Below are 20,207 nucleotides of genomic sequence, written 5' to 3' on the forward strand. Positions count from 1 at the left end.
CGCGTCACACCCCCATCGGGCGCTGCACCGCCAGCAGGGCCATATCGTCCGCCGGCGCCCCACCGGTATGCCAGCCGACCTCCTCGACGAGGGTGTCCAGGAGGCTGTCCGGTCCGGGGAAGCGGCGGCCGCGCAGCCGGCCGGACGGGTCGAAGCAGCGGCCACGGACGTCCCGTGCCCCGGTCACGCCGTCGGTGAGGAACAGCAGCAGCGAGCCGGCCGGGAGGAAGGTCTCCTCGGACCGGGCCGCCCAGCTCGCCACCTCGCCCATCCCCAACGGCAGCGCCGGTACCGCCGGGGCCAGCACGCGCAGCCCGCCGTCCGGGGCGAGCATCAGGGGCGGTGGATGGCCACGGTTGAGGACCCGCAGCACGGACGGCCCGTCCGGCGGGATCTCGGCGAGCACCGCCGTGGTGAACCCCTCGGAGGGCTCCGGCCCCGCCCGCCGACCGTCCTCCCGCCGCACCGCCCGCTCCAGCCGCGCCGCCACCGCCTCCAGGCTGGCCTCCTGCTCCGCCGCCTCCCGGAAGGCGCCGATGACGACCACCGCAGCCGCCACCGCCTCCAGGCCCTTGCCGCGCACATCGCCGACGATCAGCCGTACGCCGTGCGGGGTGTCCTGCACCGCGTACAGGTCGCCGCCGGTCCGGGCGTCCGCCCGCGCGCCCACATAGCGGGCGGCGACCGCGAGCCCGGCGATCCGCTCCGGCGGCGGAGGCAGCACCGCGCGCTGGGCGGCCTCCGAGGCGTCCCGCACGGACGCCGGACGGGCACCGGTCGGCCGTACGACCCGGTTGATGCCCAGGGCCAGCAGGGCGACCACGAAGACCGTCACGGCTTCGGTGACCGACTCGTGGTGGCCGGGGGCGGCGCTGCGGTGGCTGACGCCCCAGAGTTCGCCGAGCACGGCGGCCAGCGCGGTGCGGGCGGTGGCGCGCAGCGACAGCAGCGGCGCGGCGACCAGCGGGGCGGCACAGAAGAACGGGGCGGCGGTGTAACGGGGCGGCGTCGCCAGGTCGAAGACCAGCCCGCCCACGACCAGGACCGCGGGCAGCCAGCGGACTGGCCGCCGCGCCAGGAGGAACAGCCGCTCGCGGTACGCCCGCTCCCCGTCGCCCGCCCGGGGCCCGTCGCCTCGCCGCATCCGCACCGGCCTCTTCCCGCTCCGCCCGTCGGGACGGACACCGTCGCGCCGACCGCACACCGCCGGCCGGCCGCCTCGACGTCCAAGGTTTCCGGTACGGGGCGAGGCGGCGACTCCGCGGGGGCCGGACGGGTCATGGGCGGCTTGCCGACACCCGAAACGCCGTCAGAAACACCGTCACGAACGCCGCAGAACGCCGACGGTCCGATCGGGATCGCCCGATCGGACCGTCGAACACACCACTCAGGGCGCCGCGAACGCCACGCCCCACGGTGGGCCATCAGGGGCTCGAACCCTGAACCAATGGATTAAAAGACCCGGAGAACACGTGACCGACGATCCCGCGTAGTCGGTCGGTGTCCGGTTTTGCCTGGTCAAAGGACATATGGCTGACGCCATGTCCAGCCTCCGACCGGCCTGTGTCACGCCGTCCGCTCACGCATCGCTCACGCATGGCGGACGGCTGACCAGGCATTCGGTGGTTCGGCACGGGGGCCGGGGAGACTAGCGGCAGCTGATCGCTCCTGCCCAGAGTTGGAGGGCGACTCTGGGCAGGGCTGGTCTACCAGGACTTCACACAGATACTCGCGAGGAAGAGTCATCGGGCGTCGAGAAACAGGACAGCGCAGGGGATGAGACCTGGCTGTACGAGGCTCCGCCCGAGGTCCGGCAGCGGGCTGCGCAGGCGCGCAAGGAGCTGGAAGCGCGGGGCGCCATCATCAAACCTAGTGGCAAGTGGTGGGGCTTCGAACTCGAGCTGAACCAGGAGGCAGTGGATCTCTATCTGGAGATCAAGGATCTGCTCGCGGACATCCTGAGCGAGTTTCTCAAGGAGCCGCTCTCCTCCCTCGTCACGTTGGCTATGCAGCGTCTCCGGAGGATGTCAGCGAGTGCTGCTGTCCCGTCTCAACGATCTGGTGCGCGCCTGCAGCTGTTACCTGCGGCGACCGGATGGGCTGAGATGCTGGACCGGACGATTTCGACGCGTGTCAGCCGGCTTCGGTGCACACAGCGCGCGCCGGCTTGGCCATCAGTGGGCAGGCCATCCGTCGGACGCTGCGCGCTAGAGATCGGGATCACCGGAGGGGCTTGGTGCTGCCTCGCCCAGTGCGGCATTGAGTGTTCCCAGTGCGGCGATCACCGCGTCGACGTCCGTGTCGGTTAGTGCGGGGAGCAGCTGTCGGAGTGTCGGTTCGGCGTCCCGGCTCCTGGCTTCCTTGGCCTGCGTGCGGGCGTGTTCGGCGATCTTGGCGACGGTGCGGCGCCGGTCGGCCGGGTCGGTTCCCAGTTCGGCCAGGCCCCGCTTGTGCAGTGCCGCCACCACGGTGGATACCCGACTCTGGGCGAAGCCGGTGCGCTGGGCGATGGCGCCCACCGGCTGCGGTCCGGTGGTGTAGAGGCACTCCAGGACCAGCAGCTCGGTCGGCCCCAGGTCGGAGGTGTCCTTCATCGCCGAGGTCGCGGCAGCCGTGAGGCGCCTGCCGAGTTGATGCAGGTCAGCGAGGTTCATGGGACTGGTCGGCGGTAGCACGCACACCCTCCTTGGGGAACATCTTGGATGATACATCTACAGTAATACATCACAAGAGATGTATCTTGGGAGATGGATTCCCGAGAGGCGCACACATGACCGCGCCCAGACGCTCCGAGGAGGAGACATGGTCCGGCCGATAGCCCGGGTGCTGCTGTTCCCGTTCGCGATGGCCGTGCTGCTGGTCGGCATCTACACCGCCGCGATGCACGCACCGACCCCGCACCACCTGAAGATCGCGGTCGCCGGACCACCGGCGCAGACCGGGCCGCTGGCCGCTTCCCTGCGGAAGGGCCTGGGCGACGCGTACGACGTCAGCACGGTCGCCTCCGCCGAAGGGGCCCGGAAGCTGGTGGCGCACCGGGCCGTGGCGGCCGCCTACGTCCCCGCGCCGGCGCCCGGTGACCGCGCCGCGGGCACGCCCAGCACGACGTTCGCCCAGCCGCCACGCCCGAGCGGCCCGGTGCTCTATACCGCCTCGGCCGCCGGTGCCGCCCAAGTCAACCTGGCTGCCGCGCCGTTCACGAACGTCGCCGTCCAGCAGCACCAGTTCCTCCAGGTCCGCGACCTGGTCCCGCTCAGCGCCGACGACACCAGCGACACCAGCACCATGTACGCCGCGATCGGCCTGACCCTGGCGGGATACCTCTCCGCGGTCATGCTCTCCACCGTGTTCGGTACCGGACTCACCCGCAGGCGCACGGTGGCCGCGCTTGCCGCCTTCGGTGCCGCCGCCGCGATCGCCGTCTGGCTCATCACCGGACCGGTCCTGGGCGCTGTGCACGGCTTCGCCCCCGCCATCCTCCTCACCGGCTGGCTCACCGTGATGGCCGTCGGCATGGCCACCGTGTTCCTCTCCCGCTTCTGCGGGCGCATGACACCGCTGCCCGCCGTCGCGATCTTCATGTTCCTGGGCATGCCCGCCTCCGGAGCGGCCCTGCCCATCGCGACCATGCCCGCCCCCATCCGTGCCCTGCACGACCTGCTGCCGATGACCTCAACGTCCGGCAGCCTGCGCCAGATCATGTACTTCGGCAGCGAAGGCATCGGCCGCTACTGGCTCACCCTCGCCCTGTGGGCCCTCGCCGGCCTCCTGCTGACCCTCGCCTACGACACCCTCAAGGCCCGCCGCACCGGCCCCCGCAACGACACAGCCGCCGTACCCCGTCAGACCTCTGACCCCGCCCCCTCCCACTGACCGCGCCACCGCGCACACCCACCCCGACACCCCAGAGCGAGGCCGCACCCATGACCGAAGTACCCCCGCCATTCCACCCCCACAGCCACGACACCGACCCGGCCGGGCAGCAGGGTGACCCACTGACGCTGCTCGCCACCGAAACCGACCTGACCGGACTCGACTTCACCGGACTCGACCTGCGCCCCACCCTGCGCCGCGATCCCCGCCCCCGGACGTTCACCCGCTGCACCTTCACCGAAGCCAACCTGCGCGGCGCCCACCTCCCCGAAGCCGTCTTCACCGACTGCACCGCCACAGCAGCCGACTTCACCGGCGCCCTACTCGATCAGGCCCGCTGGCAGGGCGGCAGCGCCGCCGGCGCCAAATTCACCGACGCCGACTGCGGCGACCTCACCTGCGACAGCGCCGACCTGGCCAACACCAAATGGGGCGGCGCCCTGCTCGCCGACGCCTCCTTCACCGGCTGCCGCATGATCGGAGCCCGCCTCACCGGCCACCGCGGCCTGGGCCTCCAACTCACCCGCTGCAACCTGGCCGTCGCCAACCTCAACGGCCTGAGCCTGCGCGGCGCCCACCTCGTCGGCATCCGCTTCACCGAGGCCGACCTCGGCGGCGTCGACTTCCGTGACTGCATCCTCGAAGACTGCCGACTCGCCGAAGCCAACCTACGGGCCGCCGACTTCACCGGCGCAGATCTACGCGGCGCCGACCTCGGCGAACTCACCATCGCCATCGCCGCACAGTTCCGCGGCGCCGTCATCTCCCCGGACCAAGCCGCCCAAATCTGCACCGCCCTCGGCCTCAACGTCATCGACTGATCCGCCACGACCTCCCACGACAACAGCTCTACGTGATGCACCGCCGCTAACACCCACAAGCCCACGAGCGCAGCGCCCCCACACAAGCCCGCGGGGGGCGCGCTCAGACGTCTGACCCCGGCTGCTGTTTCCGCCGGACTCTCGTCAGGCACTCGATGCACAGGGAGTTCTCCAGGGGGCGCAGTGTGGCGGTAACCCGAGAGTGTGCCCCCTTGGCGCAGGTCAGCACTGGCTCGAGTGACCGCAGCGCACGCAACAGCTGTTGCAGCACGGGAAAGGGAGGCAAGCAGTCGAAACTGTCCGTAAAAGACCTGTTGCGCACAGTGCGCCATTAAGGAGGGTTGGCGGGCGTACTTCAGCCCTTGCGCGGGTTGGGGGCGCTCACACCGAAAGGGTGTTCTGTGGCATCTGTCTTCCTGTCCCAGAGTGAGCGTATCGAGCGGCTGCGTGCCCAGTTGCAGGGCCGACCTGCGACTGACCAGGCACGGCGGCTGGCAGCGGCGCCGCGGGATACGAGCCTGCTGTATGGGGTACTGCTGCGCGGCGCGGCCCGCCTGGATGCGGGCATGGAGCTGACGGACCTGGAGGCGCGGCTGTTGGTGCCGCTGGGGCACCTGCTCAGCGAGGAGGAGATCCGCGAGGCGGGGCGGGTGTTCACGGAGGAGAGTTCGGTGCGACACGCGCCCGAGCTGTTCCCCCAGACGCTGGCGGCGCGTCCGCTGGACGAGGGGTACTCCGTCACAGACCTGATCAAGGACCTCCCGCAGATGGAGGACGTCTCCGCGCAGGCCAACGTCAACGTGGTCGATATCGGCACCGGCGAGGGGGACGAGTGCCTGGCCGGTGAGGAGTTCGGCCGGGTGGTGGAGGAAGCCGGGTACGGGCTCACCCTCGTGACTTCCTCCGCTCCGGCCGAGCAGCCCACCGCGGCCCTGCACGCCCGGATCCTGCTGGACAGGTTCCACTGCGTGGACGCCACCAACGGAGAGTCCGGCAGGGACGAGATCTACTGGGCGTTGAGCTCCGGCGCCGACGGCGGCGGCAAGCGTGCCCACCGGACCGGCGAGTATGGAGCACTCAACACCGGCGACTGGGCTACCTTCCGCAATGAGGACAAGACCCTCTTCGACGGGTCCATCAACAAGACCGTGGCCTGTCACATCGCCTGCTGGGAAGCCGACGACAGCACCAGCGGCTTCTACGACGAGATGGGGCGCAAGCTGCGCATCATCTCCGACGAGCTGGCGAAGTTCTCCAATCTGATCGGGGACTTTCCGGCCGGCCAGTGGGAGAACATGGCTGAGTGGATCATGCTCGGCTCGATGATCGTGCGGCTCATCGAAGAACTGATCGCCTGGCTGCGCAACGACGACGACTTCATCCAGGAACACACCATCGTCTTCGACCGCGCCGCCATCGCGGTCCTGGCCACGCAGCCGGACAAGACCCGTTCCCTCGACTTCGTCGGCGACGGCGGCATCTTCCGGCTGTACATGAAGTGGGCGGGCCCCACCCCCAAGCACACTGTCGCCCTCTTCTCCGGCGGCAGGGGCACATGGCTGCCGCCGGTCCTGGCGTGGCCGGGGAGTGCGACCCCGTCCGCACCGGCACTGGCCGTCCACGACTCCAAGCTGTACTGCGCGGTGCGCGGCTTTGACGACCAGATCTGGGTCAGCCGACGGGACGGCACCACGTGGACCCGATTCGGAGCGGTCTCCGGACACGGGACGCATCACGCCCCGGCCCTGGCCTCCTTCAACGGCAGGCTCTACCTCGCCCATACCGGGCGGGACGGCAGCTCCTACGTCACCACCTCCACCAACGGTGCCGACTGGTCCGCCCCCGTACGCGTGGCGGCCGCAGGAAGCACCGCCCCCACCCTGGCTGTGCGCAACAGCGCCCTGCACTACGCCTTCGGCCACGGCCTCCAGATCTACTTCACCTACTCCTCCAACGGCACCTCCTGGCAGCCCCTCGCTGCCGTGCCCGGCCTCGGCATGTTCGCCGGCCTCCACGCACCGGCCTTGGCCACCCTCCAGAACAAGCTGCACCTGGCATACCGCGACCCGTTCGGCGGCAACATTCAGGCCACCGTGCACAACGGCACCGGCTGGAGCGCACCGACCCGCCTGGCCGGGACGACCCCGGACGGCCCCGCACTCGCCGTCCGCGGAAGCAACCTCTACTGCGCCATCCGCGGCCATGACAGCAACATCTGGTTCGCCGGGTTCGACGGCGCCGGGTGGGGCGGCTTCCAGAAAACCCCCACCGTGATCACCCTCACGGCACCTGCGATCACCGCACCCAACACCGACGACCTCTACTTCGCCTACGGCTCCGCCGACTTCTAATCATCGCCGTGGTGCCGCCATCGCCAACTGGCGACGACGGCACCACGGTTCACCAGCTTGGGGCCTGAGCAGCCGGCCTCAGGGTGTCGTCGACGACTTCTGCTGCTGCCTCGCCTGCAGGGCCTGTCGGCACGCCTGGCATAGGGGGGTGCCACTGATGCCGTACCGGTGGCAGGGCCGCTGACGTGGCCACCGCCGCTTCGGCCGAGGTGCCCAAGGTGCTCACCGTCGAGGCGGTGCAGGCGTCCGACGTCGTCATCACGATGGGCTGCGGCGACACCTGCCCTGTTTTCCCCGGGAAGCGTTACCTCGACTGGCAGTTGCCCGATCCCGCCGGGCAGGGCGTCGAGGCCGTACGGCCGATCCGCGACGACATCGAGCGGCGGATTCGCGGACTGATCGACGAGATCGTCGCTGAGGGGCCGGTGTGAGCTTGCTGCCTCGTTGCCGGCGCCGAGCCGCCACTGCGCTGGGACAGTGCAACTAGCGCCGTCGCGGACGGGTCCCACGCGACGCCCCGGCAGCACGTGGCATACGGGGTGCGACATCGGTGCACCCCGTAGCAGCGGGATGTGGGCCAGCCGATATGGCCTACTCTCGCTGCCCGGTCCTCTACAGATGGGCCCCTTGCACCAGTACCGTTGCGTGCTCACGCGATGCGGATACGGGACCTCGGGGGCGTGCCCAGTGGCCGGAAGTGAACTCACACTCGGTAAGACGATCGCCAAGGCGCGCAGGCGCAGGGGATGGCCGCAGCGGGACCTGGCTGCGATGATCGACCGGTCGGAGAGCTGGGTGTCTCAGGTCGAACGGGATGTCATCCCGGTCAACAGTCTGGATGCACTGCGTCAGATCTCTGATGCCTTGGATATTCCCCTGTCCGAGCTTCTCGCTGTCGCGCCGTCCGGGCCAGCGTCGACATCGACCCGGCGTCGGCCCACCTCGGCTAGGGTTGATCGCAATCTTGGTCCAGAGGAGGGGGACGACCCCGTGCGACGCCGCGAACTTCTGGCCGCTGCGGCGGTGGTCTTCACCACCCCCCTGGCCGGTGCCTCTCCAGCCGAGGCCAGCACCCTCGCGCCCTTGGAAGACCACCTGCTCTATGGCACTGCCGCCGTGTCGAAGCGCGGTGAGGTGTCACCGGCCGGCGTCGCTGCCGAAGTGAAGGCGTCCCGAGAGGAATTCCGAGCCGCCCGCTACGACACGCTGGCCCGGAACCTGCCCGGCCGGATCGCACAAGCCCAAGCCTTGGAGCCGGCGGAGCTGTCGGCCACCGCCGTCGCCGACCTCTACAACATCGCCACTCGGCTGTGCATCAAGCTCGGCGAGGACGGTCTGGTGGCGATCACTGCGGACCGTGCGCTGACCTCTGCGCGGATCGGCGGCGATGCCCTGACGACCGCCGAGGCGCACCGGATGGTGTCCAGTGCCTGGCGCCGCCAAGGCCACCTCGCACGCGCCACCGATATCGCCGTCAGGGCCGCGCAGGACGTGCGGGAGGATCGCAGCACTCACGAGACCGCCCGGCTGTCCGCGAGTGTCTCGCTTCTGGCCACTGCCGCGTACACGGCGGCCAAGATGGGCGATCGACCCACCGCACACGGGCTGATCGGCGAGGCTGGAGAAGCCGCCGAAATCGGCCGGACGAGCCCCGAGGCCCGCACGGACACGGGTACCCAGCAAGTGCTGCTGCACCAGCTTTCCGTCCACTACCTGCTCGGTGACGCCGGGCAGGCGATCGACCTGGCCAAGACCATCAACCCTGCGGCCCTGCCGACTGCCGAACGGCAGGGGCGCTTCTTCACGGACGTGGCCCGATGCTTCGACCAGTGGGGCAAGCCCGAGCAGTGCTACCGGGCTCTGCTGGCGGCCGAACGGGCCGCGCCACAGGAGATCCGGCGCGGGTCGGTCAAGAACCTGGCCAGCGGTCTGCTCCGGCATGACCGGACCCTCCCGGGCGTCCGGGCGTTCGCCGGCCGCGCGGGCGTGGCCGTCAACTGACCCACCCGCAAAGGGATTACTACCTCGCAACCCGGTTGCGGATCTGCCTGTTGCTCCGGCGGTTGACTCGTACTCAGCCGCCAAGGGCCGTGTAAGGCCGGCCTCTCCTCGCCCCTGGCGGCGGTGACTACCACCACCGTCTTCGAGGAGTTGCACCATGGATGCCACCCGCGCCGATCAGCAGCCGATGCCAGGTCAGTTGCGTCCGACGGGCACCGACGGCATCGACCAGATCCAGGCGGACATCGCCGCAGCTCTGCGCTCCACCATCGTCCTTCCCCCGTACGACGAGGTCCTCGGGCTGATCGACACGCTCAAGGGGCACCTCGGCCCGTTGATCGAGCAGGCCGAAGAGCACGTCCAGGAGCACCGGCCGGGCGAGGTCGCCTGGTATCGGGAACACGCCCAGATCGACAACGCCCAGTTCCAGCTGCGGGCCGGGCCCGGCGAGGGGCTGGTGTCGGCCGCCCGTCGCCTTCAGTCGCTGGCCCGCTCCGTCCAGCAGCTGCTCCGCCAGATCCACCACGAACAGGGGGCGTGAGGTGACGTGGCCCGAGCACGGAGCCAGGGGCCGCCACCGCAGCGGGGAGCCGCGGCTGGACGTCTGGCTGGGGCGCCTGTGGCTGCTGGGTGCATCGGCCACCCTCACGCTCCTGGCCGTCACCGTGCAGCAGGACGCGGACCACACCCTGACAGCCCCGGTCTCCGCACCCGACACCGACCCGGCGCCACCCGTCTAGGCGCCCACAGATTTCCCGCCGGAACCCCGGTGGGAGAACCGGAGAGAAAGGAACACGCGATGAATGACCTGATCGTCTCGAAGCGTTCCGTGCAGGCCGCCCGCAGCCAGGACCGGCTGAGCGACGGCGGCGGCACCGGCAAGGGCGACGGCAACGACTGATCGGAGCCGTAAATGACCGCCATCTCCTCGGCGGTCCGGAGCCTCGGCGGGGACTTCCCCGCCGAGGCGTTCGGCCGCACCTATCGCCTCTGGGCGCGCGTCGCCGACTTCTCGGACCTGTTCACCTGGGACGACCTCAACGAGATCATCGCCCGGCACCGCCTCGAACCCCCACGGCTGCGGCTCTTCAACGACGGCAGCCAGATCCCGCAACACAGCTACTCCCACTCCGTGGTGTCCAAGCGCCACACGGTCTGGCACCGGATCGAGCCCGCCAACCTGCACCACCAGCTCAAGGAAGGCGCCTCGCTCGTCCTGGACGCCGTGGACGCACTGCACCCCGGCGTGGAAGACCTCGCGACCGCACTGGAGCGGCACTTCCGTACCGATGTGCAGGTCAACCTCTACGCCTCATGGACTCCGAAGGAAGGCTTCGGCGTCCACTGGGACGATCACGATGTGGTGGTCGTCCAACTCGAAGGCGCCAAGCGGTGGAAAATCTACGGCGCCACCCGGATCGACCCGCTGCGCGTCGACACCGAGGCCCCCGATCCACCAACCGGGGCCCCGGTCGCAGAGATCGTCCTCCAGGCCGGCGACATGCTCTATCTGCCCCGCGGGTGGTGGCACGCCGTGGCCGCCACCGAGGGCCGGTCCCTCCACCTGACCTGCGGCCTCAAGCCCACCACCGGAGCAGACCTCCTGTCCTGGCTCGCGGACCAGCTGCGGGTCTCGAACACCGTCCGTGCGAGCTTGCCGTACTTCGCCCCGCCGGACGAACGGACCACGTATCTCCAAGCCCTGCGAAAGGAGTTCACCGACAGCCTGCACGAGGGGGTGATCGAGGAATTCATCAACGCCCGAGGGAGCACTGATCCCGGTCGGCCGATGCCGTCACTGCCGTTCGTGGACGGCATCCCCGCGGACGAGAGCCTGTGTGTCCGGCTCACCGCTGCCGGAGCCTGGTACGGCGTGGACGAGATCGGCCACGTCGTGTTCAGCGCCGGCGGCCAGGAGTGGACGTTCAGCCGTCCGGTCCTCGCTGTGATCAAGCTCCTTCTGAACGGAACCACCGCAACCCTGGGCGAACTGTCGGTAAGCTCCGGGCTCCCCGTCGGCCACGTCGCAGCCCTTGTCTCCGAGCTGGTCGAGGCCGGTGTCGCCGCCGTCAGCCGGAGAAGGTAGCCGACGATGTTCACTGCCCCTGAGCCTGCTGTCAGGGACCGCATGCTCTCCGCCCGCGGGCACGCCTGTGCCCTGATGGGCCTCGTCGAGACCACGGGCGGAGAAGTGTGGGGATACGCGGGCAGGACGCTGTCCGGGGCCGTCCACACGCCCACGGGTGTCGCATGGCTGCGACTGGTGAGCGACCCTCAAGGGAAGAGCGGCGGGAAGTTGTGGGAAGGCCCCCGGGAGGCAGAACAGTCCCTGCCGCCCGCGGTGCCCCGGCCCCGGCTGCTCGGTCTGTCCGACTGGTCGGCAGACGACTGGGACTACCGGGCGGAGCACTACGAGTTCGTCACGACGCCGCCGGTGGCCAAGAGCCCGGTACTCCACCGCCAGGCAGATCTCCCGGACACCTGGTGGCAGGACCTCCACCGGGCCCTGGCGCACATCGCACTCGTCGGTACAAGCCGCCAGGCGGTGCGCGAGCAGTACATCCGGCGCCGCGTACCGGAGTTCACCGGCATCACCCCCGGCGAGATCACCTGGACCACAGCCCACGGCGACCTCCACTGGGCCAACCTCACCGGCCCGGCACTGACCCTCCTGGACTGGGAGGGCTGGGGCACGGCGCCCCTCGGCTACGACGCCGCGACCCTCTACCTGCACTCCCTGCCGGCGCCGGACGTCGCCGAACGCATCCGCAAGGAATTCGCCCACGTACTGGACACCCCGGCCGGCCGGATCGGCGAACTGACCGCCTGCACGGAAATCCTCCAGGCAGCCGCACGTGTGCCCTTCTACGCCGAACTGGCCGACGGCGTACGGCAGCACCTCAGTCGCCTGAAGGGCTCACGCTCAGCGGCGGCGCCGTCGGGTTGATGATTGTTGCGAGGACGGGACCGCTGCTGCGGTGGCGGCCGCCACGGTGGGCTGCAGCGCGGTGCTGCGGGCCATGGCGGCCTGTGCGCGAGGGCCAGGGGCGTGGCGCTGACTGAGGCGTTGGATGCGCCAGGTTAGTGCGCGGGCGGGGTGGCGGGCGTCGTCCAGGGAGCGCTGGCTGAGCGCCTGGTCGAGGACCGTGGCCGCGTTGTGTCCCCTTGCCTCTGCCTCGGCGAGCACGGTGGTGAGTGCGTCCCAGGCCCGGTCTTCCACAATGCGCTCGGCATGTTCGGGGATGGCCTGCTGGAGGTGGTGGGCGTAGCGGTGCTTGGTCTGCTGGCCGGGAGCGCGGCGGGCGAGGTCGCGAAGTACGGGTTCGGCGACCGGTCCGTAGGCGGCCTGGAGGTGGGCGAGGGCCTGCTGGGCCGCCGCCTCCTGTTGGGCGTGCTGGTGCTTGCGGTGCCAGTGCATCGCGAAGACCACTGCGGTGAGCGCGGCGTCCAGCAACATCGCCGGGCCCGACCCGTCGCCTGCCGTATCGGGATGGCTCCAGATGGCTTGGACGCTGCGGCGCAGGACGCGTGCACTGTCGCGGTCGGCGGTGATCCGGGAGCGGGTGGCGCGCTCGAAGGCAGCTGCGGCCTGCTGCAGTTCGGCCTTCGCCACAGACGGGGCGGTGATCGGCAGAAGGTCCAGGACCGTGCCGAGCGCGACCAACTGTCCCTGGGCCACATGGTCGTCGCCGCGGGTGAGATGGCCGGGGATGCGTTCGGTGGCGGCGGCAGCCTGGTGCCACGGATTGCCCGGCCGGACGGCGATCGGCTCGGGGCCGGTGTCGGCGAGGCGTTGGCGCATCTTGGGCAGGGAGGTCGCCTGCGAGCGTGGAGCCGGAGAACCACACCGGCTCGCCGTGCTTGTTGAGGTCGCCGGACAGGGCGACGCTGTAGCCGAGGACGTCGCCGGAGGGCCCGGTCTTCGGCCGCACGGTCACGCCCATCGCCTCCAGCAACGCGAAGAACTCGGCCTCGCTGGACGCGGCTGCCACCGCGCGGCGTACCCGCAGGCGCAGGACCTCGCGAGCCGTGGCGCCCTGGCCCCGGCGCTCGGCTTTGAAGTGCTCCTTGCTGGTCGGGCGCTTTGCCGCGGTGCCGTCGCCGGGCTTGAGCCGCCTGAGCCCGTAGTCCACTTCGATCTTGCGGGCCTCCTTCTGGACAGCGCGTTGGTCGTGGTCGCGGCGCGGGCGCCGGCCGTCCTGGCGCACCAATGTGGCGGCGATGTGGATGTGGTCGTCCGCGTGGCGCACCGCCACCCACCGGCACGCCCCCTCATCCCCGTCAGGCGCGATGCCGGCGGCAGCCACGATCCGGCGCGCCACATCTGCCCACTGCTCGTCGGTCAGGACCGGATCCTCGGGCGCGGCACGGACGGGGCAGTGCCACACGGTGAACTTCGGGGCCTTCTCACCGAGCATCCGTACGGGCTGGTCGAGCTGTGTGGCGAGCTGGTCCGCCACGTCTTTGGGGTTGCGGTGCGGGCTGCGGCCGGGGTCGGGGGCGAATCCGTTCCAGGAGGCCACCAGGTGGGGGTCGGTGTGCTCGTTGGCCCGGCCCTTGCCGAAGAGGTAGCCGATCGTGCGGCGTGTGGCGTGTGGGCCCTTGCCGAGGATGATCTTGGGTATCACCGGCTCACCGCCCCGTGGTCACGCGGTCGATGGCGGTGTCCAGCCGGGCGATGGATGCCTCGACGCGTTCCAGGAGTCGCTGGACGAGGTCGTGGTGGGGCCAGGCGCCGTCCTCATTGAGGTGCCGGGTGAGCTGGTTGAGGTTGCTGCCGATTTTGCCGAGCTGTCCGTTGGCGCTCATCAGTGCCTTGACCGCGGCGCGGTAGTCGGCGACGGCTGCGGTGGGGTCGTCGGAGCGGGCAGCGGCGAGCGACGACTCGGCGACGTAGCCACCGAGCGCCATGTGGCTCAGGCCAGCGGCTTCCTGGAGGAGGTTGAACTCGTCGTCGCTGTAGCGGGGGTGCACACGCTTCTCACGCAGCTGCGGCTCTCGCAGACGACGACTAGGGGCAGGTGTCTGCGGTGCGCTCGGCGAGGACTGACTGCCCCCTCCCTCGGTCGGCTCCCCTGGGCCGGCCGACTCCGGCGCCCCCTCGGCACCGGATGCCTCCGCCTCCCCTGGGGCAGAGGCCGGGTAAGGACTCCTTACCCGACAACTTGCTGCGTCTGAAGCTGGGGCGGTGGTCATCCGCTGCTGGGGCGAGGGGAGTTCGAGTTCGTCATTTGCGTCATGCATGTGGGCTCCTGCGAGTGGTGATGCGTGTGAGGGCCCGCCCCTCTCGTGCTGCTGCGCGGGAGAGGCGGGCAGGGGTGACGTGGGACATGGGGTTCAGCCGGTACCTGCGGCGGCCTGGTCGAGTTCGGCCTGCAGGAGGTTCTTGACTTCATCCAGGCGGCTGCGGGAGATGCCGAATCCCTTGTCGCGGATCGCCTTTTCGACGTTGCGGCGCGAGATGCGCCCGGCCCGGCCGAGGGGGGCTGCGCGGCCGATGTCGATGGCCTCTTCCAGGGAGAGGCTTGGCTGGTTGCCTCCGGGCCTGCCGTGCTGGTGCGCGGCTTCCGCCACGTGCTTGGTGACCGGTTCATCCACGGTCTTGGCATTCGTGGCGGGGAGCGGTGCTGTGGCGCTGGCCGTGTTTCCCCTGGTGTGTGTCTGGCTGTTGTTGTGGCGGCGGCCCTCGGTGTCGGGGGCGGTCGGGCGCCGGGCGACGAGAAGGTAGAAGTGAACGGCTCCGGCCAGGGCGAGTGGGGCGATGGCGGAGATGACGCCGACGGTGATGTCGTCGAGGGCAAGTCCTGTGTGGCGGGCCTGCTCGTTGAGGCGGATGGCATGCAGGACGTTGGCCCAGATGCTTGTGGCGGTCGCGATGCCGACCAGCGCCGAGACATAGAGGCGGGCGGACAGAGGCGCTTCCCGCAGGGTGAGCAGGGCACCGATCCCGATGGCGATGAACCCGTCGATGACGAGCGGGAAGGCGTAGGTGAGCGCCGGGTGGATGTGGCTGGCTGCGGCCATCTGACGCAGGGCGTCGTAGGAGAGCGCGAAGGCCGCCACAGCCAGTAGCGCCACACCTGCGCGGATCGCGGCGGCCAGCGGCACCGGGGAAGCGGATGGGGCGGTGTGCGGTGCAGGCAAGCGTGGTGCTCCAGGGATCCGGGGGGCTGATGTGGCCGTGGTCTGGGGGACTCGTCGCGACTCGTTGCCCGCCTGGTCAGAGCAGGTACGGGTGCAGCGGTGATGTCGAGTCGACTCGTTGTCGGTCTCCGACTCGTCCCCGCGCTGACCTGCGTGGAGACGAGTCGCGACGAGTCGTGCCGGGTCAGGCGCCGGTCGTGGAATCCGGCGTGGACTCGGGGCAGTAGCGCGCCCAGGAGTCGGCGAACTGCAGTCGAGTGAAGCCCTTGGCCTGGACGCCGCCGTGGAAGCGACGGGTGGCCGAGCTGATCCCGTACTCCTTGAGCAGGATCTGCAGGCCGCGAGGGGTGAGGCCGCTGGCGGTGTGCTCCGGCCAGGGCGTCTCGTCGTCCTGGTTGAGGATGTCGAGGAGGCGGCTGGTGCGGAGCGCGGGTGGGTTGCCTTCGGTGGCGAAGGCGCGGCGGATGTCGGCCAGGAGGCGGATGCCCAGGCTGCTGCTGTCCTGGTCCTGCTCGGCCTCGTGCTTGGCCATGACCCGGCAGGCGGTGCGGGCGAGGTCAGGCCACTGGCCTCCCGCGAGGTCGGCGACGCACACCAGCGGCTGCCAGGTATCAGCCGCGCGGTCTTCGACCGGCATGACCGGTGTCAGCTCCATCACCTCGGCGTGGAGCGGTGCCAGCCATGCGGCGAGCCGGTCGCGGAGTGCGTGGAGGGCCGGGGTGTCGCGGAAGGTGCGGAATTCCGCCACCTTCTCGCCCGGCCTGCGACGGCGCATGCGGATGACGATCGACCTGTCCATGATCGTGTCGGGCAGGTCGCCGATGCCCGCGAGGGCTGCCATCGCGAAGGTGGGAAACTTCGCGACCTCATGGTTGGGGCCGGAGACCCGGAGGGTAGGGCGGTTGCGCTGGTGTCCCGCGTTGAGCAGGCCGCGCATCTCTTCGTTCTTCTCCGCGACCTTCACGGAGCCGAAGAGCGTGTCGGCCTCGTCGACCAACAGGGTCGGTGGGGTATCGGTGATCGACCGGAACACCGCTGCGGCTGAGGCGTTGACCGTGATCAGCGGGTCATGGACGGTCTCGGTGATCACGTCCAGGAGCCGCGACTTGCCGCACCGCTTGGCCGGCCCGACGATGGCCAGCCGCGGAGCGTGCTGCCACGCGGTCTGCAAATGGGTCGCCGCCACCCACAGGGTGACCGCCGTGAGGGCTTCCTCGCTCGGCAGCACGACGTACCGACGGATCTGCTCCCGCAACTCCGTCAGCACCTGCTCTCCCTCGGAGACCGGGGCGGGGTCGGGTATGACGGTGGGCGGCTCTTCCGGTGACGGCAGAGAATGGGCGTCACTCGGCTGGCCGGGGACGGCAACAGGCGGCCATACCGGCTTGTCGGAGTCGGGGTCGGAATAGGGCTCGGCTCCCGCGTGTTCCACGGGGCAGCTCCTCGTCTGGCGGTGGCGGGCTTGCACGCCCTTACCGCCGGGTTGGTTCTTGACGGGCCGTTCGGGGTTGCTGGGGCCTCCGGCGTTGCACCGCCGGGGGCCCCGTCCCGTCTCGCGGGCACCAGGCCATCGCGAGGGAACACGGACCGTACGTCCACACCCGCCAACAGTCCAGCGATTCTGTGTCAGCTCAACGCAGAACCGCCTGCTACGCTGCCGCCCCTTCACGCCGCCAGTCCGAGCAGATCCAGAAGATCCGCGGTGACGACCCGGTAGGCATTGCCGAGCCGCAGGACCTTGCACGGGTAGTCACCCCGCTTCGCCAGGTCGTAGCCCTTGCTCCGGCCGAGCCCCAAGGCGCGATTACTGGTCTCCAGGTCAACGGCGACAGGAAGCGCAAGCAGATCTTCCCGGCTCATCCCGTTCATTCGTCCGGCAGCGGCGTTTTCGCGCATGCGGCATCCCTTTCGGTACAGCCCTCGGCGAACGTGGCCCTCACGTCCGGCTCCAGGCGTCTACCAACCAGGATCCACAAGCTAATGTGTCAATGTGACACAACATGATCGCGATGATGAAGAGGACGGCTTCCCTGAGTGGGAGGACCGGATCAAGGCCAACGTGGCCGGCGAAGTCCGGCGGAGAAGGAAGGAGATGGGATGGAGCGCTCAGGATCTGGCCGACCGGTGCGAGAGCCTCGGGCATCCCATCCCGCGCAACGTGATCGCCAACATGGAATCCGGACGCCGGGCCAGCCTCCCGCTGGTGGACGTCATGGTCCTGGCCGCCGCCCTGGAGACCTACCCGGGCTGCCTGATCTTTCCGGTCGGATACGTCGACCGGACCCAGGAACTCCCGTTCCAGGACCTCGTACCCACTTGGGACGCCCTGCGGCGCTTCACCGGCGAGCAGGACGTGCCCGGGCACGACGCGGGCCTGGTGCCTGACTTCAAGGCTCACGCCAAGCTCGTCAGCACCGCCCTGGCCGCACTCGAAGAGGAAGAACGGGCGAGGTTCACAGCCGAAGCGGCAACCAGCCACGCGCAGCAGGAAGAAGCCGAACGCAGACGGGCCAAGTTCGCCGACCAGGCCCTGTCCGCCAAGTACCACCTCCGGTATCTCCGCCGGGACCTCCGCGACGACGGAGCCACCCCACCTGACCTGCCATCCGCACTGGCCGACGTCGACCCGTCCGAGGGCGACACCCACACCACATTGGAGGAACGCCTTTGAAGGGCTCCACGCACCGCCGTTGCTACTGCCGCGATCCCCAGACCGGCAAGCCGCTCGGCAAGAACTGCCCCAAGCTCACCAGCCGCAAGCACGGCTCGTACTCCATACGCCAGGAACTCCCGCCCCGCGAGGACGGCACCCGCCGCTCCTTCAGCCGCGCCGGCTACGAGTCCCTCAAGGCCGCACAGGGCGACCTGGACCGCCTACGCGCGCTCCTCGCTCTCGTCGACCAGGACGACCCGGACAGCGCTGAGCGGCTGACGACCATGCTGGAGGAGATCGCCGACGAGAAGGCGCCCCTGCCCGAGCCGGAGGAGACCCATCGGCGGCTGAGGGCGGGGCTGGCTCTGCGCGGCACCATCACCGTCGGGGAGTGGCTCGACTCGTGGTTCGCCTCCAAGAAGCGGCGCAAGACGACGCTCAACGGCTACGCATCGCACATCCGCGTCCACCTCAAGCCGCGCATCGGGCACATCCGCCTCGACCGTCTCCACGTCGGCCACTTGGTGGAGATGTTCGATGCCATGGTGCTCCAGAACGAGGTGATCGAGGCCGAGAACCAGGCCCGTAGTGAGCAGATCGCTCGCTGCAAGCCGAGCAAGCCGGGGCGGCCCACCGCCGCCGAGCGAGCACGGTTGGCCGAGGAGCAGCAAAAGCTGGCCGAGATGAAGCCGTTCCGGAAGCTGAACGGCCCGGCCACCCGGCAGGCCATCCGCCGGACCCTGCGCGCCGCCCTGAACGCCGCCATCGCCCAACAACTCATCACGTTCAACCCGGCGGCCCACGTCGAACTCGAATCCGGCAAGCGGCCGAAGCCCTTGCTCTGGACGGAGGAGCGCGTTCGCCGCTGGCGCGAGACGGGCAACCTGCCGAGCCCCGTCATGGTGTGGACGCCGGCGCAGTTCGGTGTCTTCCTCGACGCCGCCGAGGCCGATCGGCTCTACCCGTTCTTCCACCTCGTGGGGACACGTGGCCTGCGGCGCGGTGAGGGCGTCGGTCAGGAATGGACGGACATCGATCTGGAGGAGGGGCTGATAACTCCCGCCAAGGAGATCGTGGTGGACGGCTGGGCACCGTACGAGTCCGAGCCCAAGACCGACGGCAGCGCGGGCACGATCGCGCTCGACAGCCTGAATCTGGCCGTCCTGCGGGGCCACAAGGCCCGGCAGGACGCGGAGCGCCTGGCATGGGGCTCCGCGTGGCAGGACACGGGCAAGGTCTTCACACAGGAGGACGGCTCGCCCCTGCACCCGGAAACCGTCTCCGAGACCTTCCGCCGCATTCTGGCGTCCACGGATCTTCCGCCGATCACGCTCCGCGATCTGCGCCACGTCGCGGCCACCCTGACCCACGGAGGCGGCGGGGACATCCACACGGTGAAGGAGGTCCTGCGCCACTCGACCATCGCCCTGACGTCGGACACGTACACGAGCCTGCTGCCCGAACTCGATCGTGAGATAGCCGAGAAGGCGGCGCAGCTCGTTCCGAGGGCCCGCCGGGTAACGCGCATTGACGAGGGCTCCGGCGCTCCCGCTCACGCATCGCTCACGCACAAGCCGAAAACGAAGGAACGCCCCGACCGGCCTGAGCCGATGGGGGCGCTGCCTTGCAGGTCAGAGGAGGTCTCCTCGACCGATGATGGTGGGCCATCAGGGGCTCGAACCCTGAACCAATGGATTAAAAGTCCACTGCTCTGCCAATTGAGCTAATGGCCCGCACCGAGCAGCATAGCCCGAGGATCCTCCACAACCCGAAGGCATTGTTGATCGGGCCGGTCGGGCAGGCCCCGCGGACGGGTCGACGGACCGGCCCACGGACCCCCACCCCCGCACAACACACAGGGCCCGTACGGCACTTGCGTGCGTACGGGCCCTGGTGAGCGGCTGTCCGGGCGGCCCGGTGGATCAGCGCCGGGGCCGCCCTGGAAGGTGCCGGAGGTCAGCCGTTGCGCTTCCAGCGCGGCTTGTCGTCGCGGCGGCCGTAGGAGCCGGCCGTGGCGCCGCGGTGGTGGTCGTCGCGGCGGCCGTAGGGGCGGTCACCGGAGCGGTGGCCACCGGAGGACGGGCGGCCGCCGGAGCGGTCGTCGCGGTTGAAGGGCCGGTCCCCGCCGGCGGAGCGGTAGCCACCGGAGGACGGGCGGCCCCCGGCGCGGTCGTCACGGTTGAACGGGCGGCTGGGACGGTCGCCGCGGTCGCGGCTGAAGCCGCCACGGTCGTCACGGCGGTCGCGGCGCTCGAAACCACCGCGGTCGTCACGACGGTCACGGTCGAAGGAACGACCACCGGAGCGGTCATCACGACGGTCACGACGCTCAAAACCACCACGGTCGTCACGACGGTCACGACG

Annotated in this window: 15 protein-coding genes, 1 tRNA gene and 4 pseudogenes; 11 read left to right on the top strand and 9 right to left on the bottom strand. The window is 69.9% G+C overall.

Annotated features, from left to right (window positions below):
- Window positions 1-4 precede the first annotated feature (4 nt).
- Together AB0G84_RS30690 and AB0G84_RS30695 are read right to left on the bottom strand one after the other, a co-directional pair.
- Window positions 5-1,144: a PP2C family protein-serine/threonine phosphatase gene (locus AB0G84_RS30690; protein WP_361327974.1), complete on the bottom strand. Its 1,140-nt coding sequence runs from the start codon at window positions 1,142-1,144 to the stop codon at window positions 5-7.
- Window positions 1,145-2,207: 1,063 nt separating this feature from the next.
- Window positions 2,208-2,654, bottom strand: a complete 447-nt coding sequence (locus tag AB0G84_RS30695; RefSeq protein WP_361327976.1) for a MarR family winged helix-turn-helix transcriptional regulator — start codon at window positions 2,652-2,654, stop codon at window positions 2,208-2,210.
- 148 nt (window positions 2,655-2,802) lie between these two features.
- Between AB0G84_RS30695 and AB0G84_RS30700 the strand changes: the two genes are divergently transcribed.
- The 9 genes and pseudogenes from AB0G84_RS30700 to AB0G84_RS30740 all read left to right on the top strand — a co-directional run bounded on the left by AB0G84_RS30700 (window position 2,803) and on the right by AB0G84_RS30740 (window position 11,993).
- Entirely contained in the window at window positions 2,803-3,873 is a 1,071-nt protein-coding gene (locus AB0G84_RS30700) for an ABC transporter permease (protein WP_361327979.1), read from the top strand.
- A 50-nt stretch (window positions 3,874-3,923) separates the two neighbouring features.
- Entirely contained in the window at window positions 3,924-4,694 is a 771-nt protein-coding gene (locus tag AB0G84_RS30705) for a pentapeptide repeat-containing protein (RefSeq protein WP_361327982.1), read from the top strand.
- 401 nt (window positions 4,695-5,095) lie between these two features.
- Window positions 5,096-7,045: a hypothetical protein gene (locus tag AB0G84_RS30710; RefSeq protein ID WP_361327984.1), complete on the top strand. Its 1,950-nt coding sequence runs from the start codon at window positions 5,096-5,098 to the stop codon at window positions 7,043-7,045.
- A gap of 200 nt (window positions 7,046-7,245) precedes the next feature.
- Window positions 7,246-7,476: pseudogene (locus AB0G84_RS30715) on the top strand (phosphotyrosine protein phosphatase); the annotation flags it as partial.
- Between the two features lie 187 nt (window positions 7,477-7,663).
- A complete protein-coding gene (locus AB0G84_RS30720) occupies window positions 7,664-9,046 on the top strand; it encodes a helix-turn-helix transcriptional regulator (protein ID WP_361327987.1) in 1,383 nt (460 codons plus the stop codon).
- A gap of 157 nt (window positions 9,047-9,203) precedes the next feature.
- Window positions 9,204-9,587, top strand: a complete 384-nt coding sequence (locus AB0G84_RS30725; protein ID WP_361327990.1) for a DUF6415 family natural product biosynthesis protein — start codon at window positions 9,204-9,206, stop codon at window positions 9,585-9,587.
- A 1-nt stretch (window position 9,588) separates the two neighbouring features.
- Window positions 9,589-9,786: a hypothetical protein gene (locus AB0G84_RS30730; RefSeq protein WP_361327993.1), complete on the top strand. Its 198-nt coding sequence runs from the start codon at window positions 9,589-9,591 to the stop codon at window positions 9,784-9,786.
- A gap of 173 nt (window positions 9,787-9,959) precedes the next feature.
- A complete protein-coding gene (locus AB0G84_RS30735; RefSeq protein ID WP_361327996.1) occupies window positions 9,960-11,132 on the top strand; it encodes a cupin domain-containing protein in 1,173 nt (390 codons plus the stop codon).
- A 6-nt stretch (window positions 11,133-11,138) separates the two neighbouring features.
- Window positions 11,139-11,993, top strand: coding sequence for a hypothetical protein (locus AB0G84_RS30740; protein ID WP_361327999.1), 855 nt, complete (start codon window positions 11,139-11,141; stop codon window positions 11,991-11,993).
- Here the strand turns inward: AB0G84_RS30740 and AB0G84_RS30745 are convergent.
- The 5 genes and pseudogenes from AB0G84_RS30745 to AB0G84_RS30765 form a co-directional block, all read right to left on the bottom strand.
- Window positions 11,970-13,674 (bottom strand): annotated as a pseudogene (locus AB0G84_RS30745) (mobilization protein). The gene AB0G84_RS30740 and the pseudogene AB0G84_RS30745 overlap by 24 nt on opposite strands.
- 4 nt (window positions 13,675-13,678) lie before the next feature.
- The gene (locus AB0G84_RS30750; RefSeq protein ID WP_361328002.1) at window positions 13,679-14,020 is read right to left on the bottom strand and encodes a MobC family plasmid mobilization relaxosome protein; all 342 of its coding nucleotides are present in this window, start codon (window positions 14,018-14,020) and stop codon (window positions 13,679-13,681) included.
- Between the two features lie 363 nt (window positions 14,021-14,383).
- The gene (locus AB0G84_RS30755) at window positions 14,384-15,190 is read right to left on the bottom strand and encodes a DUF2637 domain-containing protein (protein WP_361328005.1); all 807 of its coding nucleotides are present in this window, start codon (window positions 15,188-15,190) and stop codon (window positions 14,384-14,386) included.
- A gap of 184 nt (window positions 15,191-15,374) precedes the next feature.
- Window positions 15,375-16,523, bottom strand: coding sequence for a DUF3631 domain-containing protein (locus AB0G84_RS30760; protein WP_361328131.1), 1,149 nt, complete (start codon window positions 16,521-16,523; stop codon window positions 15,375-15,377).
- Window positions 16,524-16,855: 332 nt separating this feature from the next.
- Window positions 16,856-17,086, bottom strand: a complete 231-nt coding sequence (locus AB0G84_RS30765; protein ID WP_119203663.1) for a hypothetical protein — start codon at window positions 17,084-17,086, stop codon at window positions 16,856-16,858.
- A 196-nt stretch (window positions 17,087-17,282) separates the two neighbouring features.
- On the opposite strand from AB0G84_RS30765, the gene AB0G84_RS30770 reads away from it, so the two are divergent.
- Both AB0G84_RS30770 and AB0G84_RS30775 read left to right on the top strand, forming a co-directional pair.
- Window positions 17,283-17,861 (top strand): transcriptional regulator, encoded by a 579-nt coding sequence (locus AB0G84_RS30770; protein ID WP_361328009.1) that lies wholly within the window; start codon window positions 17,283-17,285, stop codon window positions 17,859-17,861.
- Window positions 17,858-19,357: pseudogene (locus AB0G84_RS30775) on the top strand (site-specific integrase); the annotation flags it as partial. The gene AB0G84_RS30770 and the pseudogene AB0G84_RS30775, both read left to right, overlap by 4 nt.
- A 143-nt stretch (window positions 19,358-19,500) precedes the next feature.
- On the opposite strand, the gene AB0G84_RS30780 reads toward AB0G84_RS30775, so the two are convergent.
- Together AB0G84_RS30780 and AB0G84_RS30785 are read right to left on the bottom strand one after the other, a co-directional pair.
- Window positions 19,501-19,576, bottom strand: a tRNA-Lys gene (locus AB0G84_RS30780).
- Window positions 19,577-19,799: 223 nt separating this feature from the next.
- Window positions 19,800-20,207: pseudogene (locus AB0G84_RS30785) on the bottom strand (RNA helicase); the annotation flags it as partial.

This window comes from Streptomyces sp. NPDC020742 (assembly GCF_040641675.1).
Classification (GTDB): Bacteria; Actinomycetota; Actinomycetes; order Streptomycetales; family Streptomycetaceae; genus Streptomyces.